The organism is Desulfobacula toluolica Tol2 (assembly GCF_000307105.1).
GTDB lineage: Bacteria > Desulfobacterota > Desulfobacteria > Desulfobacterales > Desulfobacteraceae > Desulfobacula > Desulfobacula toluolica.
Genome location: NC_018645.1, coordinates 4,150,893 through 4,165,977, shown reverse-complemented (window position 1 = coordinate 4,165,977; position 15,085 = coordinate 4,150,893). Strand labels below are relative to the sequence as shown.

Genomic DNA, 15,085 nt, shown 5'->3' with positions numbered 1-15,085 from the left:
ATAATTCATATGAGATTTCGGTATCAGGAAAATAAAGCAGATAAAGCCCAATGGCGTGAAAAAAGTATTATTGAGTATTCATATCTTGTTAAACATATTGCTGCAAGATTTTCCATGCGCCTTCCTTCCAGTGTTTTTTTTGATGAATTGGTTTCTGCAGGATCTCTTGGTTTGATTGATGCTGTGGATAAATTTGATTCCTCAAAACATGTCAGCTTAAAAACCTATGCTCAGTACCGGATAAAGGGAGCGATTCTTGATGAACTCAGACGCAAGGATACCTATTCAAGATCCATGAGAAAAAAAATTCAGGATATTACCCGGGCTGTTAAAACCATTGAAGACCGTAAGGGATCACCGGCAACGGATGAAGAAATTTGCCGGGCACTGGGTGTTACTCTTGAAGCATACTATGATATGCTCACCCATATTCACAGGGGATCCGTGCTGAGCCTGGATGATTTCATTAAAACAAAGAAAAACGAAGCTTATTCAAAAACAAGCTTCCAGTCCAATATTAAAAGCGATGAAACCCCGGTCGATCTTTTTGACAAAAAAGAACTCAAATCTGTTCTGGCTGACTCTATTAAAACATTAACTCAAAAAGAACAAATGGTGGTGTCACTATATTACTATGACGAATTAACGTTAAAAGAAATCGGTGAAGTTCTCTCATTGACTGAGTCGCGCATCTGCCAGATTCATACGGCGATTCTGACGAAGTTGAAAGCCGGGCTTCAAGATTATTTTCATTAAAAGAGGTCATTAAATGTCTGATCCAGGCTTAGAAGAAGACGGTTTAATATCCCAGGATGATATTGACAAACTTTTAGATTCATCTTCCATTGAAGAAGCGGAAGAAATCCTTTCCAACAATGTTGCTGATGGAGATGATGAATTTGGTGAGCTTTCTCAGGATGATATTGACGCTCTTATGAATTCAAGTGTATCGGTTTCTGAAAATTCCATTGATGAAGATGATGTCGAAGATGATGAGATGGAACTTATTTCCCAGGATGATATTGATCAGCTAATGAATTCAAGTGTATCAGATTCTGAAGATCCAATAGATGAAGATGATGTTGAAGATGATGATATAGAACTCATTTCCCAGGATGATATTAATGATTTGATGGATTCAAATGACGCTTCGGATGAAGATGTCGAACTGATCTCACAGGATGATATTAACACGCTTATGGGTGGAGGGTCTACGGAAGATATCAGCCGGGATGATGGTGTAATTGATGAATCTGAAGCAGTAGATGCCAGGAACTGCTTGATTGTCCAGGAAACAATTGATGATCTGATGCGAAATTTTGATACTGATGTACCCTCTGAACCTGTCGTTTTGGACGAAGACCCGTTCTTGGATTCCCAACCGGAACCAGTTGACCAAACACAATTTGCATCTGATCCCGGGTCACAGCCTGAGCCGGATGAATTAAATGAGGAAAAAGCCTCGGAGCTGGATGATATAGAGGATTTTTTAACGCCTGATTCAGATGTCTCAGCCTTTGATTTTGACGATGAGGGTGTGCAGGAAGATGAAAATGATTTTCAGGATGATATTGATGCGTTCCTGCTTGAAGATGAAGAAGGAGAAGAAGGAGAAGAAGGAGAAGAGGATTATGAGGATATCCTCATATCCCAGGATGATATTGATACGCTCTTAATGGTTGCAGACCAGGAAGATGAAGATGTCCTTGGTGATTTAATGGACAATGATTTTGGCAGCAGCCTAGAAGATCCGGTTGGTGAAGATGAAGTTGGTGAAGACGAATTGTCTGAGCCTGACAATACAGATAAAGAAGATGAGGGTCAGGTTGTTCTGGAAGAAGAAGATCATACTGAAAAATCAAATAAAAAAGCAAGATCCAAGTGGTACAAATCAAAATTTGCCGTTGCCTGTGCCTCTGTATTGGTTGTTCTGGGAATTGCTGTTCCTTTGACTTATTTTTTCTTTTTTTCAGGAGAAACCGGTGAATCGTCTCATCCTAAAAATGTTGGAGAAGTTGCCATTGAAACACAAAGAGAGATTGAAGTTGAAACAGTGGATATTCATATTGAAAAGCAGGATAATATTAAAAAATCCGGAAATATAATTTTAAATGATTTTGTCATACTGGCCTCTGATCTGTCAAAAGATATGACTTATATCACGGTGGATATTTCTATTGATTATTCTGATCAAAGCGCTTATTTTGAAATTCAGAATAATTTATCTTTTTACCGGGATTTAATTTATGATTCACTGAACCAAAGTCTTGTTTCCGAAAAAAGAGAAGGAATCACAGAAACAGATATTTTATGGATCGTTGAAACCGCTTTAAAAAAAGCATTGCCCGGACCGTATATAGACCGGGTCAGCTTTAAATCTTTTACGGCAAGTTAGAAAAAGGGGGTTGAAATGACAACCGTACCCGGGCATAATCTTGTTATTCAACAATCCGGGAGTGCTCAGGAACTGGCAAATCAGGCCCACACGCACAAACCTTCCCCGGAGCAGGCTGCTGCTCAGCAGGCAACCAATATAAGGTTGAAAAATACAACAGTACAGGAATTTGATGCGTCTGAAAAACTAAAGGCCAAAAAAGAGAAAGATGCCTTGAAAAAAAAACAGAAGTTAAAACAAGCTAAAAAGAAAAAAAGACAATTGGAAATGGATCACGACCCTGACGCAACAGGACGGTTACTGGATACAACTGTATGATGGAATTATTCTCAATTGAATTTTGGATCACGATTCTTTTTTTTGTTAATTTTTTTTTAGCGATTTTTTTATTTGTTTTTGTAAAAAAGATCAATAGATTGAATTTGGCAGGACCAGATACCAGCCACCAAGATGACGGGCAAGAAGGTGCAAAAATTGCTTTTGGATCTGCTGCGGATATTATTGAAATGCTGGAACCTTTGGTCGAAGAATCCAGAAAAGCCGCCATCAGTTTTGATCAGCAGATAAAAGAAAAAAAGCGATTGGTAAAAGAGTTGAACAATGCATTGGATGCAAGGGTAATCAGTATTAACCGTTCTTTATCCAGGGCAGATGCATTGCAAAAAAAAATGGAAAAAAATATTCCCGCATTCAAGCCATCAAGTCCGTTGCCCAACACCATAAATTTCAATACCTCTTCAAACGCAACGATTGATCATCAGCATCGTATTATCGAAATGTATAATCAACAATTTGATATCGACAGCATTGCCCAGCAGCTATCCATTCCCAAAGGGGAAGTTCAACTGGTGATTGAACTTAAAAAAAAATTTATTGAAATGGAAAAGAACAGTAGATGATCACCTGTATTCATGTTTCATCTTCTCAGATGGTTATCCATAATGAGGATGATAAAAAACACACACTTCCCGATTTAAAAAAAAATCAGATGATCAGCGCAAAAGTATTAAAATTGTTACCTCGGGGGAATGCGCAGCTTTTGATAAACGGTCAAAAAGTTGTTGCAAAAACAGCACTGCTGATGAAGCCCGGAGAGCAAGTTCAATTGAAAGTCCTTTCACAAAAAGATGATATTATCTTAAAGCTTATTGGCCCGGTTCAAAAAATGACAACCCGGCAGATATCTTCCCTTGTCGGTTTTTTTTCGAACAACGAATCCATACCTGATCCAGCAGATATCAAAATAAAAAATGTAAAAGAGCTGTTATATGATATGGCATTAAAATCAGATGAGCCTGATAAGACATTTTTGCCAAAATTAATAGAGAAAAGTGGTATGTTATGGGAAAAAAAAGTGGCCCAGCTACTTCTTGGCAATGACTTGTCACCAGGCATAAAAGATAAATTGGATATGCTGTTAAAGCAGGATATAAAGGGAAATATTCTCAAAGAGCTGTCAGGTGCTGATCCCGGGAGATTTGAAGCTTTGAAAACAGCAGCCGCTTTTTCTGAAACCCTGGAAAATTTTCAAGTACTCAATCACCACAGTTCAGATTCCGGTCGATTTTTGTTGCCGTTTCCGATTTTCAGCGAATCGGCATTCAGCTTTGGACAGCTTTTGATTGATACGGGAGATAAAACCAAAAAAGATAACAAGGATGCGGATAAGCTTATTCAGCTCTCTTTTTTGTTGGACATGAGCCGGTTGGGACCATTGAGAGCTGATTTTTCAATACTGAAAAAAAAAATGACCGGTCGGTTTCTGCTCAAGGATGAAGACACATGTAAATATGTTGAGTCAATGATTCCAGAGCTGAAAACCCGTCTTGCCAGCATTGATTACCAGGTTCATCAGATAACCTGCATCACTGCTGAAAAAAAAGATATCCAGCACAGCAGTTTAATTGAAACTTTGATAAAAGCCCGTGATAATAAGGTTTTAAATATTGTAATTTGAATTTTAATGGATAAAAACTACCCTAAAAAAGCGATTGCTTTAAAATATGATCGTGCAACCAACAGTGCGCCTAAAGTTACAGCCAAAGGTAAAGGCAAGGTGGCACAGAAAATTATTGACCTTGCCAGACAACATGATATTCCCGTAAAAGATGATCCCGACCTTATTGAGGTGCTGTCATCCCTTGAAATTGATGAAGAAATTCCTTCTGAAATCTATGTTGCAGTTGCAGAGCTTCTTGCCTTTGTATATTCTATGAATTCCAAATAAAATTTCTAAACATCATGGATGAAAAAGTACTGATCATTACTCCTGATTTGAGTCTTTTGCCGGGATATTCGAGCTTCTAACCAGTTTGTTGCAGTTTGAACAGACCATATTGAATTCAGTAACTTTACCTCTGAAAAGCTTATGATTGCAAAAAGGGCAAAAATAATCTGTTAAGTCTGCAGTGACTTCATAATCAATTATGGGTTTTTGTGTATCATTATCTGATTTTTCTTCTGTCATGGTATCATCCTTCTTTTTATAATATTTCTTTTGGTCACATCCTAAAATTTTAAAAAAGTAATGATTTTGTTTATCTTTTAAGTGGATTTTATGCAAGCTTAATCTATCAGATGTATTTAAAATTAGTTTGAATTGAATGGAAATTAGTGGGTTCTGGGGGGTGAGCTTTTTTTAACTTATCATTTTCATGTTTTGGTAATAGGAAAATATTTCTTGGTTATGTCAAAATACGAGCTATTTTAATGTCGAAGTTTTGGCGATTGATTCTTTTGAACCAAATCAATTGATGTTCGGTCAATTGATAATATGATTGTTTTAACTCTAAAACCGTATGAATTAAGGTGCCTGTGCAGAATAGCCCATTTTTTTGAATATGACTGGCATCTATATTGCAGTCAATTTTTGATATTGCAAGCTGCTTATTTGGTAAACAGGGTTTATAAACAAATATTTTACAGGAGAATTGTTTGAAATGATTCTTGAAATGACCCGGCCCGTACAGGGAGGATTAAGGCAGGAAAGAAAATTGGAAACCGTGTCAAACAATCTTGCCAATGCAGATACAACAGGGTTCAAGAAGGACAGCATCAGTTTTGATGCGCAATTCAAAGCACAATTAAATAAAGATTTTTCACAAGGCGCTATCCAGACTACCGGGAATCCTCTTGATATGGCCCTGTCAGGTCCGGGCTTTTTTAAAATTGAAACATCAGAAGGCATAAAATATACCCGGAACGGGAATTTTTCCTTGGATATTAACGGCACCCTGGTGGATCAAAACGGGAATCCTGTCATGGGGCAGGGCGGTGCCATTGCCATTGATACTGCAAATGTGGAACAGAATTTGTCTGTTAATCAGAACGGTGAGATACTGCTTTCAGGAGAAGTTGTGGATACGTTTGATATAGTAACCTTTAAAGAATTGAACAAACTGGAAAGAGAAGGGCAGAACTTTTTGTCCTACACCGGTGAAACCATGGATGAGATTCAGGCACAAGGAGCGGTTGTACAGCATAAAGCGCTTGAAAAAGCAAATGTTGAGGTTGTCGAAGAAATGGTTCGAATGATTGATTACCACCGTATGTTTGAAACATTTACAAAATCCATGATGACATTTGATGAAATTGATTCAAAAGCAATTAATGAAGTTGGAAAACTCAGATAAGATAACAGGAGATATTCTATGATACGATCCCTCTGGTCAGCCGCAACCGGCATGAGTGCGCAGCAGATGCAGACAGATGTTGTTGCCAACAACCTAGCCAACTCCAGTACTACCGGGTTTAAAAAATCCAGGGCAAATTTTGAAGATCTCATGTATAAAACCATGCAGGTTGCCGGCCAGACCACCCCGGGTGGTGGACAGGTCCCGACCGGGATACAGGTCGGTATGGGGGTAAAGCCCACCAGTGTGCAAAAGCTTTTCAGCCAGGGGGATTATATCCAGACCGATAACCAACTGGACATGGCAATCCAGGGCAATGGTTTTTTTAAAGTGCGGCACGGTGATGAAGATTTATATACCAGGGCCGGTAATTTTACCCTGGACAGTGAAGGGTTTCTAACCACCCCTTCAGGTGACCGCCTGCAACCGGAAATATCATTGCCGGACAATACCATAACGGTTACACTTCAGGATAACGGAACATTGTCTTTTCATGGTGCAGACGAAACCATCCTTGGAACGGAAAATATTCTGGTCACTACATTTATTAATCCGGCAGGTCTTTTTGCCGCAGGTAATAATTTGTTCAGGCCCACAGAGGGGTCAGGGGATGCAACAGAAAGAACCCCGGGAGAAGATGGCGCAGGAACAGTGGTCAATAATTATCTTGAAGGCTCTAATGTCAGTGTGGTTGAAGAAATGGTGTCCATGATTGCCGGGCAAAGAACCTATGAGGCCAATTCAAAATCAATTCAGACCGCTGATGCCATGCTCACTACAGCCAACGGATTGAAACGATAGATCACGGATATGGGTGCCGCCAAATTAAATATTAAACTGATTTGTTTTTTTATCATTGGGATCATGGCATTTCAGTCTGTATGGACAGTCTGCCTTTCTGCAAATAATGATAATGATGAGAATCTGCTCAACAGTGATATCCGGATAACCATAAAAGAGACAAATCTTGTAAAACAGTCTCAGGTTTTTTTGGGGGACATATCAGAGATACAGGCCAATGGGTTTTTAAAGGAAGCTCTGGCAAAGATTGTCGTGAGTTCTTCTCCGAAACCGGATCAAATAAAATCATTTGATAAAAAAAAAATAATTTCCATTATCCGGGGGCAACGATACCTGCCTGACAATATTATCATGATTTCTCCCCGGCGGATCTATGTGAAACGATTGGGCCAGGTGATTTCAAAACAGGATGTCCGGCAATTTGTTGAGCAGTATTTGTCTCAAATTTTTAAAAACCAGGACTATCAATTGAAAACATTTAACGTCAGGGGGCTTGAAACATACCCGCAGGGAAAACTTCAGTTTTGTCCGGACTCAGATGATATGCTGGATAAACATGGTAAACTGTCCTTTTATCTGGATGTGGTCATTGATGGGAACAAAGAAGACCGGCTTAGTGTTTCAGGCTTGGTGGCGTTATATGACAATGTTCTTCATACAACAAGATCCTATGCAAAAGGGGAGACTATCTCCAAAGAGACGGTATGCCTAAAAAAAGAAAATGTTTTTGAGATTGGCCGGACCGGTATCAAGACATTTGAAGAAATAAGCCATAAGATTTTAAATTATAGTGTGAGGAAAGGCGATATTTTAAAAACAAATTTTTTTGCCGATCCTCCTTTAATCCAAAAAGGCGACATCATTACCCTGGTGGCCAGGAATAACAACCTTGAAATTATTACATCCGGCATATCCAAAGAAGACGGGTTTGAAAATGAACTGATAAAGGTTGAAAGCCTTAGTTCAGGCAAGCTTGTCCGGGGAATTGTAAAAGGAAAATCAAGAGTGGAGGTCGCGTATTAAAAAATGAATAAAAAAAGTGGGATTTATATCATAGGATCGGTTTTATTTTTTGTTGTTATTGTTTTTTCCGGCTGTATTTCAAGTTCCCAAAAAGATACTTCCGGACTTGTCATTCCTCAAGGCGTTGCAACCGAACCAGTTCTTCAGCCTGAATTTGTTGCAGCGAGGTCTTCGGAAGGGTCTTTATGGATGGATAAAAGCGGTTCCATGTTTGAAGATTCAAAGGCGGGCTATATCGGCGATACCGTGATTGTGGATATCATTGAAAATTCAACTTCCAGCATGGATGTGAATACGGAAACTTCCAGGAAATCAGGAATGGATATAGGTGTTCCAAAGATTAATCTTATGGGTAAAACAACTGATTTCGGAGCAGCTTTAGGTGACACTTCGCTGATTGGTACGGATTTTTCAAATAGTTTTGCAGGAGAGGCTACAAGCGATCGCTCAGGACAGGTGACAGCATCCATTGCCGCCCGTATCACGGAAGTGTTGCCAAACGGAAACTTAAGCCTTTTTGGCAGAAAGGCAATAAAAGTGAATAATGAAGTTCAGTATATTACAGTGTCCGGGATTATTCGGCCTCTGGATATTTCTGCCGGTAACCGGGTAAAATCCACTAATCTTGCCGATTCAAGAATCGAGTATTATGGCAGCGGCGTTCTTTCTGACAAGCAAAAGCCTGGTTGGGGGACCCGAATCATTGACAATGTATGGCCCTGGTAAAAAGGAAAACTTCTAATGTTCAATTCTATTATGAAAAAGAGTAAGAGTTTTATCAGATGTTCTGTTTGGTGTTCTATCTGGTGTTTTATAGGGATGGTTTTTGTTTCAAATACCCATGGGGCAAGGATTAAAGACCTTGCCGCCATTAAAGGGATTCGATCCAATCAACTCACGGGTTACGGGCTGGTTGTCGGTTTGAACGGTACTGGTGATAAGGACGGGGTGAGTTTTACCAAACAGGCCCTTGCCAACATGATGGAAAAAATGAATATTTTTGTTGATAAGAACGGGTTGAAGGTAAAAAATGTTGCAGCGGTTATGGTAACGGCAAACATTCCGCCTTTTGCAAGGATCGGAGATAAAATTGATGTGGCTGCATCATCCCTGGGAGATGCCAAAAGTCTTAAAGGCGGGACATTGCTGGTCACTCCCTTAAAAGGGGTGGATGGCCGGGTTTATGCCCTGGCTCAGGGAGCCCTGACTCTTGCCATGCCTAGTGGTGCCGGTGACCGGGACAGTCATCTCCAGGTGGCCCGGATTGTCAATGGGGCATCTGTTGAAAGGGAAATTCCCTTTCAACTGGATGGAAAAAGAAATCTGATTCTATCATTGTTCCGTCCGGATTTCACAACGGCAAAGCGAATGACCGACACTATCAATGCCTCCATTGGTGAAGGCGTAGCCAAAACTATTGATGCCAGTGCATTGAGCCTGAGAGTCCCTGATACCATGTGGCAAAAAAACGTGGCGGAATTTATTGCAGACATTGAAACCCTTTCGGTAATTCCGGACACCATTGCCAAAGTTATCATCAATGAAAAAACGGGCACGGTTGTGATAGGCAGTGACGTCACCATTTCCAGTGTTGCCATTGCTCATGGAGACCTTTCCGTAACTATTAATGAAGACCCTGAAAATGAAAAAAAAGAAAGTGTCATGAATCTGCCAGGCACCTCAACCATTGGTGAACTTGTCCGGGGGCTCAATTCCCTTGGCGTTAAACCCCGGGATTTGATCAGCATACTGCAGAGTATTAAAGCTGCAGGAGCCCTTCAGGCTGAGATTGTGATTATATAAACAAAGGAAATAATTATGAATATGGACATTGATTTGATCAATCAGAACGTTTCAAAGGCACATGTTGATACCATAAAAAACAAAACAGCATCTTTGGCCAAGGAAAAAGAATTAAAAGAGGCCTGTACCGGATTTGAAGCCATATTTTTAAATACAATGATTAAATCCATGCGTGACACTTTGCCGGGCAATGCCCTTTTCGAAGATTCCAACAGTATGGATATCTATACGTCAATGCAGGACCAATATCTTGCTGAAAAATTGTCGAAAGGCAATGAATCCATTGGAATTAAAGATTTTTTATACCAGCAGTTAAAAGATTCTAAATAATGACCATTGGCAGACCTGGTATTTCATTCGGGTTTGCCCACAACAAAATATGAAAGCCACTGTTTTGATTTTTTAAGACTGACAGATAAAAAAGCCCACCCGCTATTTTTTTTGTAATCCTCCGGATTTTTAATATGTTCCAATTCCTCATCCCATGCATGCCCTGACGGTCACAACAACGCATTGTTTCATTTAAAATTTATCAACTTTGAAAATTGAGTAAACAATTGAGTTTGTGGCATATATATTGCTATTAATACATTAACAGCGAAAATAATCGGGAAAAGAGGAAAAAAATGCCGCTTTCCAAAGAATGTTTTTTTGAAATTCAAAAAAATAAAGGCAGATACCGATATATGTTAAAAGGAGAGTCAACATGGAAAAATTTGCCTGTAAAATAGAAGGGATGTGTCGGGAAAAACTGTCATTCTATAAAGAGCTGAAAACTGTTGTTGAACAGGAAAAAAAATATATTGTTGATATGGACGTTGATTCTCTTTGGAAAATGGCGGATAGGAAAAAACAGCTTGCCGCAAAAATAGAGCAGATAAGGGATAGCATGGTTATGCTTCTTGAAGATAAGAATATTCCTTTGAAAAAAGAAGCAACGGTTTTCAGTTTGTCTCATGTGATAAATTGTCTGCCGCTTTCTTCAAAGCTAAAAATAAATCTGAAAAAACTTGAGAATGAATCGGATATGGTCAAAAAAGAACTGGCAAGTATGGCATCGGAAAATAAACGATATGTCAACGAATACCTGTCAGTTATAAATGGCATTTTTACAACCATTACAGGTTCCGGCAATAAGGAGCAATACAACAACTCCGGCAGGGTTTTAAACAATAAAACCGGAAAATATCTCATAAGAGCCGAGGTTTAAACTATGTCTGGTATAACCTCTACTTTAAGCATTGCCAAATCTGCAATAGCAGCACAGCAATACGGTCTGGCCGTAACAGGAAATAATATTGCCAATGTTAACAATCCTGGTTACAGTATGCAAAACGCTGTTCAGCTTAACCGAAGGCCATCACTTTATGCGGGATTTCTGTTCGGTACCGGTGTTGATACGTCCCAGATTCAGCAGAATGTTGACACACTTCTTGAGAACAGGCTGACGGATGAGAGATCATCCCAGGCTGCCTTTGAAGAAACTGAATCCTATATGAATATTCTTGAAGGTTTTTTTGACGAAAATTCCGATGCAAGCATCACCAGTATTATGAATGAATTCTGGAATTCCTGGCATGATCTTTCGGACAATCCCCTGGGGTCATCTGAAAGGGTTTCCGTGTATGAAAAAGGCAGTAATTTTTCAACCCGTCTGAATAAGGCAGGCGCTGACCTTGAAGGTATTGGATCAGATATGAACAATGAGATTGATGCAAGTCTTGATCAGATCAATTCCTTGTCCAGCCAGGTAGCAGACTTGAATATTCAGATTGCCGGCCTTGAGGCCAACCGGTCAGCAAATGACTTAAGGGACCAGAGAAACACGCTTTTAAACAAGCTTGGAACACTCATTAATATTGATACCTTTGAGCAGACAAACGGGTCAACAATTGTAAATGTTGCAAACGGTTTAATTCTTGTGAATGGCGCTGATAATTATGAGCTTTTTCGCAATGAAGACAGAATCATGTGGCAAGGTTCTTCCAGATCAAATATGGATATAACAGATAAGATATCCGGTGGAAAACTTGCCGGGTGGCTTGAAATCAGAGATGAAATTGTTCCCAAATTTTCCAATGAACTGGATGTCCTGGCCAGGGAAATGATATGGGCCATGAATTATCAGCACTCCCAGGGAAGCGGGATGGAGTATTTTACAGGATCTGTTACAGGGAATTATGAATCTGATCAAAGCGGTCTTTTATCCAGTTATGCCTTTGGTGACAAAATTGATTATACAAAGGATTTTACCCTTTGGACCCAGGATAATTCTTCGGTGGATACTCTTTATACAAAGACCGAGATTGATATGGGCATATCTGAGGCAAAAATTTCCAACTGGCAGGGAACCGGCCAGGTCCAGTCCAGTTATAAACTTACGGTAATGGAAAGCGCAACCCTTGGGGATAAGGAAGTTGTTCAGACAGACGGGAGTGATCTTGCGGCAGTACAGACATCTGGTATTGATGTGGCTGATGCCTTGAATTCAGCCCTTGCAGAGCAAACTATTACGGTTAATAACGGCCCTTCCGGTACACAAATTATTGAAATCAAAGACACGGGTGGAGATGCCCAAAGATCGGCTGCATCAATCGCAGAGGCACTTTCGGCAATTGACGGTGTGGATGCCTATGCGTCAAAAGTTTCAGCTGAGTTTGATGTCTCAGGAATTACCACTGCACAAGACGGTGACGAAGTCCGGTTTTCTCTTTATGTGGATGGTATTGTTTATGATCAGCGCTTTACAGTGGACACGGATGGGGGAACCATACCCCTTGCAGATGCTGTGGCCGAGCAGTTTGAAAATGCCCTGAGAGATGCGGCTAATAGTATCAACGATATAAGGGATGATCATGACCTTTTTACCAGCGGGCTCAAAATTACCAGCAGTGCCGGCCACACCATAGGTGTCCAGGATTTTGAAGTCCAGGATAATACCGGGGTTCGTCTGGAGAATTTTACCGGTTTTGATGCTGGTAATACGGTAACTTTTACCGTGGCATCAAGCACCACCACGCCTGTTTCAATTGATTTAAGTTCGGTGGATACTAATGATCAGGCTGTAATGGCAACGGCTTTTTATAATGCATTGACTTCAGCTCTTAAAGATGAACCGTTTACAGTGGCTCACGACCCGTCATCCAATTCGGTCATATTAAGGACCACAGACGGATCAGGCCTGACGATCAAAGACGGTGACAATACTGTAGGAGCAAACCTTGATATCATTGGACTTTCAGGGACAAACCCAGCACTGAATAATTTTTTGTTAGACGGTTCACTGGACAGTGATACCTTTGTCTCTGTTGCCTCAAATGGGGATACCATAGATTTTACAGGCCAGGGAACCCCTGACCCCCCTGTCCCCATTGAGGAGATCAGTGCGGCTGGTGTGGCGGCTGGTGTAATTACCGGTACGGTCACCGTTGTCATGGATCCCGGCATGTCCCTGTACTCAAATGTTTCAGGGGCAGGCGGGTTGTTTGATGGCAACTGGGCAGAATCCGGCAGCTCCATCATGACACTTGGCGGGGAAGATGGATTCCCCGGTTTTTCAGATGTTATATCCTTTAAGGTAGATGGAATAGATGTCAGCTATGATGTGGCAACCGCTGGCCATACAACTGAACTGGAGTTTGCACAAGGGCTTGCGGATGCACTTGATGGCAGTGTGGGGGGTGCGCTTCCTGTTGCTGATTATAAAGTTGTCAGGAATGGAAAATCCGTATCAATAATCAAGAACAAAGATTTATCCGATCCCATTGAGATCACCAATTTTGCCGAATCTGTTAGTAACGATGCAAAGCTTGCTGTCAGAACTGGAACTGGAACCGGTACAAGTGATCCTCAAAATGATTTTTTGCAGTCGGGAAATATTTACAGGGATTTTGCAACCGCTTCCCTGTTTGCGGACGAGGGCATCATAAAATGGGAAAAATATGATGCAGACGGTATCTTCACCGGAGACGAGGGGCTGATAAATGTTGAAAAAGAGGGAACATTGTCCATTGTTGAATCCGGATCTCCTACCCTTTCTTTTGATATTTCCGCAGGAAATCTTGTGGCAGGAAATACCCTGACCGTTAATACGGATGCCGCCGGTAATACCGATCCCCTGGATTTTACGGTATCCGGGGCTGCCAATAATAAAAATGAGATCTACAAGTTTACGGTAACAACTGGCGGAAAGATGGGGGAACTTGCTGCAGATGAAGCCGATACAATTACTGTTGAATGGAAAACCGGCACATCTTCCGGCATGTTTGAACTTGAAGGATCAGACCCTGTACTTACGCCGGGTATACCGATTGAAGTGGAAGTGGACGGCATGACCTTGAAGTTTTATGACGGTACCTTGTTTAAAAATGATGCCTTTACCATCACAACCGATGCGTCCGGAATTCCTGTTTCAACCAATGATAAAGGAATTGCCACAGGCGAACTGCTGTCCGACTGGCACTGGACTCTTGATTCCTTTGCCGGCCAGTTCAACCGGCAGGCCGGAGGAATGAAGGCCTCAACAACACTGGATAACCAGCTTAAGTTTGAAGTTTCGGATGACTACCATGCCTTGACCGATGTGGTGTGTTCCGGCAGCAACGGGTTCAGTGAAGATAATGCAAGAATAACGGTAAGTGACTGGAGTGCTTTTAATTTCAGTGCGGATGATTTTAAGGTGGTGCGTTCTTCAACTGGAGAATGGAGCATCGTTAATGATCCCACTGGCGGGACTGCTTCTTTTATACCGGACGGCGGGGATGATGACGGCTTTGGTATTGATTTCTCCGGGAACGGTCTGGTGGATATTGAAATCGCTTTTACTCAAAAAGTATCTGATCAGGGTTTTATTCAATTTGATCTTGCCAAACGGGAGACAGAGAATATCGGCTTTGCCTTTTCAGATGATTCGGTTGGCGCATCTTCAGGCCTTCTTGCCGCCGCAGGCATAAATACTTTTTTTAACGGATATGATGCCGGGACAATGGATATGAATAAAAGCCTTGCTGATACCAAGTATGTTGCCGCGGCAAGAATTAACAGTGAAACCGGTGAGATTGCTCAGGGAGATAACACCAATGCCCTTGCCATGGCTGATGTCCAGTACATGGATATTACAATGAAACAATGGGACTATGACCGGGGGGCAGGTGCGGTATCCAGTCTGACCACGACCACTCTGGACGGGTATTACAGTACAATGACGGGTTCCATGGGGATCATTGCCCGAAGAATTCAAAGTTCAAGGGAATTTGCCGAAATTATGGTGAACAATTTGACAGAGCAGAGGGATTCTGTATCGGCCGTCTCTCTTGATGAAGAAATGATCAAACTTATGCAATACCAGCATGGATTTTCAGCAGCATCAAAGCTTTTGACGGTTGCCGATGAGATGCTGACCACCCTGATCAATGTAATATAAAAGGAGAGG

At 41.0% G+C, this 15,085-nt stretch carries 15 protein-coding genes; 14 read left to right on the top strand and 1 reads right to left on the bottom strand.

All coding sequences use genetic code 11. From position 1 onward, the window contains the following. The first annotated feature begins 9 nt into the window (after nucleotides 1–9). From TOL2_RS19020 to TOL2_RS18995, 6 genes are read left to right on the top strand one after another with little or no spacing between them, the layout of a single operon-like run. A complete protein-coding gene (locus TOL2_RS19020; protein WP_014958911.1) occupies nucleotides 10–756 on the top strand; it encodes a sigma-70 family RNA polymerase sigma factor in 747 nt (248 codons plus the stop codon). Between the two features lie 13 nt (nucleotides 757–769). Next, nucleotides 770–2,395 carry a hypothetical protein gene (locus TOL2_RS19015; protein WP_014958910.1) on the top strand — a complete coding sequence of 542 codons (1,626 nt, stop codon included), beginning with the start codon at nucleotides 770–772 and terminating at the stop codon, nucleotides 2,393–2,395. Nucleotides 2,396–2,410: 15 nt separating this feature from the next. Next, nucleotides 2,411–2,713 carry a hypothetical protein gene (locus tag TOL2_RS19010; RefSeq protein WP_014958909.1) on the top strand — a complete coding sequence of 101 codons (303 nt, stop codon included), beginning with the start codon at nucleotides 2,411–2,413 and terminating at the stop codon, nucleotides 2,711–2,713. Beyond that, nucleotides 2,710–3,294: a DUF6115 domain-containing protein gene (locus TOL2_RS19005; protein ID WP_014958908.1), complete on the top strand. Its 585-nt coding sequence runs from the start codon at nucleotides 2,710–2,712 to the stop codon at nucleotides 3,292–3,294. The genes TOL2_RS19010 and TOL2_RS19005 overlap by 4 nt, the downstream gene beginning before the upstream one ends. Then, complete coding sequence (locus TOL2_RS19000) at nucleotides 3,291–4,352, top strand: flagellar hook-length control protein FliK (protein WP_014958907.1); 1,062 nt, start codon at nucleotides 3,291–3,293, stop codon at nucleotides 4,350–4,352. Before TOL2_RS19005 ends, TOL2_RS19000 begins: the two co-directional genes overlap by 4 nt. A gap of 6 nt (nucleotides 4,353–4,358) precedes the next feature. Then, nucleotides 4,359–4,622, top strand: coding sequence for an EscU/YscU/HrcU family type III secretion system export apparatus switch protein (locus TOL2_RS18995; RefSeq protein ID WP_014958906.1), 264 nt, complete (start codon nucleotides 4,359–4,361; stop codon nucleotides 4,620–4,622). Nucleotides 4,623–4,658: 36 nt separating this feature from the next. Here the strand turns inward: TOL2_RS18995 and TOL2_RS18990 are convergent, their stop codons facing one another. Then, complete coding sequence (locus TOL2_RS18990) at nucleotides 4,659–4,862, bottom strand: hypothetical protein (RefSeq protein WP_014958905.1); 204 nt, start codon at nucleotides 4,860–4,862, stop codon at nucleotides 4,659–4,661. Between the two features lie 472 nt (nucleotides 4,863–5,334). Between TOL2_RS18990 and TOL2_RS18985 the strand changes: the two genes are divergently transcribed. The 8 genes from TOL2_RS18985 to flgK all read left to right on the top strand — a co-directional run bounded on the left by TOL2_RS18985 (nucleotide 5,335) and on the right by flgK (nucleotide 15,076). Then, nucleotides 5,335–6,027: a flagellar hook-basal body protein gene (locus TOL2_RS18985; protein WP_014958904.1), complete on the top strand. Its 693-nt coding sequence runs from the start codon at nucleotides 5,335–5,337 to the stop codon at nucleotides 6,025–6,027. A gap of 18 nt (nucleotides 6,028–6,045) precedes the next feature. After that, nucleotides 6,046–6,828 carry a flagellar basal-body rod protein FlgG gene (gene flgG, locus TOL2_RS18980; RefSeq protein WP_014958903.1) on the top strand — a complete coding sequence of 261 codons (783 nt, stop codon included), beginning with the start codon at nucleotides 6,046–6,048 and terminating at the stop codon, nucleotides 6,826–6,828. Between the two features lie 9 nt (nucleotides 6,829–6,837). Further along, nucleotides 6,838–7,851, top strand: a complete 1,014-nt coding sequence (flgA, locus tag TOL2_RS18975) for a flagellar basal body P-ring formation chaperone FlgA (RefSeq protein WP_041279623.1) — start codon at nucleotides 6,838–6,840, stop codon at nucleotides 7,849–7,851. A gap of 3 nt (nucleotides 7,852–7,854) precedes the next feature. Continuing rightward, nucleotides 7,855–8,577 carry a flagellar basal body L-ring protein FlgH gene (locus TOL2_RS18970; protein ID WP_014958901.1) on the top strand — a complete coding sequence of 241 codons (723 nt, stop codon included), beginning with the start codon at nucleotides 7,855–7,857 and terminating at the stop codon, nucleotides 8,575–8,577. 15 nt (nucleotides 8,578–8,592) lie between these two features. Further along, nucleotides 8,593–9,654 carry a flagellar basal body P-ring protein FlgI gene (locus TOL2_RS18965; RefSeq protein WP_014958900.1) on the top strand — a complete coding sequence of 354 codons (1,062 nt, stop codon included), beginning with the start codon at nucleotides 8,593–8,595 and terminating at the stop codon, nucleotides 9,652–9,654. 15 nt (nucleotides 9,655–9,669) lie between these two features. Next, nucleotides 9,670–9,984, top strand: coding sequence for a rod-binding protein (locus TOL2_RS18960; RefSeq protein WP_014958899.1), 315 nt, complete (start codon nucleotides 9,670–9,672; stop codon nucleotides 9,982–9,984). Between the two features lie 376 nt (nucleotides 9,985–10,360). Next, on the top strand, nucleotides 10,361–10,864 hold the full coding sequence (gene flgN / locus TOL2_RS18955; protein ID WP_014958898.1) for a flagellar export chaperone FlgN: 504 nt from the start codon (nucleotides 10,361–10,363) through the stop codon (nucleotides 10,862–10,864). Between the two features lie 3 nt (nucleotides 10,865–10,867). Further along, nucleotides 10,868–15,076, top strand: a complete 4,209-nt coding sequence (gene flgK / locus TOL2_RS18950) for a flagellar hook-associated protein FlgK (protein ID WP_014958897.1) — start codon at nucleotides 10,868–10,870, stop codon at nucleotides 15,074–15,076. Nucleotides 15,077–15,085 lie beyond the last annotated feature (9 nt).

Coding starts and splice junctions, on each gene's coding strand:
- TOL2_RS18985 (WP_014958904.1), top strand. CDS start 5,335: ATGATTCTTGAAATGACCCGGCCCGTACAGGGAGGATTAAGGCAGGAA.
- flgN (WP_014958898.1), top strand. CDS start 10,361: ATGGAAAAATTTGCCTGTAAAATAGAAGGGATGTGTCGGGAAAAACTG.
- TOL2_RS18965 (WP_014958900.1), top strand. CDS start 8,593: ATGTTCAATTCTATTATGAAAAAGAGTAAGAGTTTTATCAGATGTTCT.
- flgK (WP_014958897.1), top strand. CDS start 10,868: ATGTCTGGTATAACCTCTACTTTAAGCATTGCCAAATCTGCAATAGCA.
- TOL2_RS18990 (WP_014958905.1), bottom strand. CDS start 4,862: ATGACAGAAGAAAAATCAGATAATGATACACAAAAACCCATAATTGAT.
- TOL2_RS18970 (WP_014958901.1), top strand. CDS start 7,855: ATGAATAAAAAAAGTGGGATTTATATCATAGGATCGGTTTTATTTTTT.
- TOL2_RS19000 (WP_014958907.1), top strand. CDS start 3,291: ATGATCACCTGTATTCATGTTTCATCTTCTCAGATGGTTATCCATAAT.
- flgA (WP_041279623.1), top strand. CDS start 6,838: ATGGGTGCCGCCAAATTAAATATTAAACTGATTTGTTTTTTTATCATT.
- TOL2_RS19005 (WP_014958908.1), top strand. CDS start 2,710: ATGATGGAATTATTCTCAATTGAATTTTGGATCACGATTCTTTTTTTT.
- TOL2_RS19010 (WP_014958909.1), top strand. CDS start 2,411: ATGACAACCGTACCCGGGCATAATCTTGTTATTCAACAATCCGGGAGT.
- flgG (WP_014958903.1), top strand. CDS start 6,046: ATGATACGATCCCTCTGGTCAGCCGCAACCGGCATGAGTGCGCAGCAG.
- TOL2_RS19020 (WP_014958911.1), top strand. CDS start 10: ATGAGATTTCGGTATCAGGAAAATAAAGCAGATAAAGCCCAATGGCGT.
- TOL2_RS19015 (WP_014958910.1), top strand. CDS start 770: ATGTCTGATCCAGGCTTAGAAGAAGACGGTTTAATATCCCAGGATGAT.
- TOL2_RS18960 (WP_014958899.1), top strand. CDS start 9,670: ATGAATATGGACATTGATTTGATCAATCAGAACGTTTCAAAGGCACAT.
- TOL2_RS18995 (WP_014958906.1), top strand. CDS start 4,359: ATGGATAAAAACTACCCTAAAAAAGCGATTGCTTTAAAATATGATCGT.